The organism is Bartonella sp. AP72JLCBS (assembly GCF_042195705.1).
Lineage (GTDB): Bacteria > Pseudomonadota > Alphaproteobacteria > Rhizobiales > Rhizobiaceae > Bartonella.
In genome coordinates this window covers 1-1,340 of the sequence record NZ_JBHIOU010000066.1, presented here as the reverse complement: position 1 = coordinate 1,340, position 1,340 = coordinate 1, and the positions used below count along the sequence as shown (strand labels likewise).

Annotated in this window: 2 protein-coding genes; both read left to right on the top strand. The window is 39.2% G+C overall.

What is annotated here, in order from left to right:
* On the top strand, positions 1 to 621 hold a 621-nt coding region (locus ACFILO_RS09375; RefSeq protein WP_375678204.1), incomplete at its 5' end, for a filamentous hemagglutinin.
* On the top strand, positions 618 to 1,022 hold the full coding sequence (locus ACFILO_RS09370) for a hypothetical protein (RefSeq protein WP_375678203.1): 405 nt from the start codon (positions 618 to 620) through the stop codon (positions 1,020 to 1,022). The genes ACFILO_RS09375 and ACFILO_RS09370, both read left to right, overlap by 4 nt.
* Positions 1,023 to 1,340 lie beyond the last annotated feature (318 nt).

Below are 1,340 nucleotides of genomic sequence, written 5' to 3'. Positions count from 1 at the left end.
CCACCAGAGGAAGCCGCTGTTTATGCAGAGCAACATGCGAAGGATAAAAATAATCCGCTTTATTTTGTTGTGTTCCCAGAAGCCGATTCTGCTATCTCAGAACTTCTGGTAGCAGGCTATCAGAAGTTTATGGAAAATAACTTTTGGGGTTTGACCAATTCCACACAAGAAGCGAAAGATTTGGTGTATAGCCATGGTATTACAGGGTTAGAACTTTATGGACATAGCCGTGGTACCATGACATTGGGGAATATGCTGAATTCTTTCAAACAAGAAGGTGTGCACGGGATAGCCGACAACACGAATATCAATTTCTATGGACCAGCCTTTAATGCTTTAGTTGCATCCGGTCTGTTAGGTTATGTGAGTGATGGCAAACAAACCACTATTGGCTTTGATGGGAATAGATATGACTTTGTAAGTAGAATTATTGGCGGCAATGGCTATACTTATGAGACAATACCTGCTGGTAGTAACGTTTTGACAGAATGGTGGAGAGTGGTCATGAATCCCATAAGTCCCCATACTTGTCTTGGAGATGCGAGTCCAAAATGTCGCTATAATTATGGCTCATCTCATCGTGAACAATTTCCTTTAAGTAAATCATGGAGTAAAAAATGAAACAAACTCTAAAATTATTAAGTGCTGTAACTTTGTTAGGTATTGCAGGATGTCAGTTTAATAAAACTCCTGGGGGGTATTTGAGCGCGTGGGAGAAAAATGGTGTTACTGATTTTACTGAAATAGGAAAAGCCTTGTTAGAATGTGGTATGCCAGCTCCTTATGATGTATTTCCAGAAAACAGAAATTTAAGCAACAATGCAATAGCAACAATTCATGCTTGTATGGTTCAATCAGGTTTCCGCTATAAAGATGAAAGGGGGGGATGGTGTGTAAACCATAAAGCCGAAAATCTCCCGATTTGTCGTCCAGGTGCTGTTGTTCCACAGCGCAGTGTCAAGAAGCGCTTAAACAGCCCTTTTTGTAAAAAGCATCCAGAACAATATGAATGCTATCCTTAAGTCTTTCTTGTGATGATCAACAATCTGCCATCCTTGCCTTCTCTTGGAATGGCGGGACTGTTTTCTCAATCTAACATCTCAATATTGTTCACCGTTGTTTTAATGAAGCGGTGACAGGAAATATCAACAGGCTTATGAGCTTTTTTATTGTAAATAAATCCATTGAAAGAGGGGAATAATGAAGAAAATCTTAAAACTATTGAGTTGTATAGCTCTGTTAAGTATCACTGGATGTGTTAACTCAATTCCCTCACTTTCTCCAGCATTATGGAGAAATAAAATACTTTTAGAATGTGGAGTACCGGACCTTAATAAGGT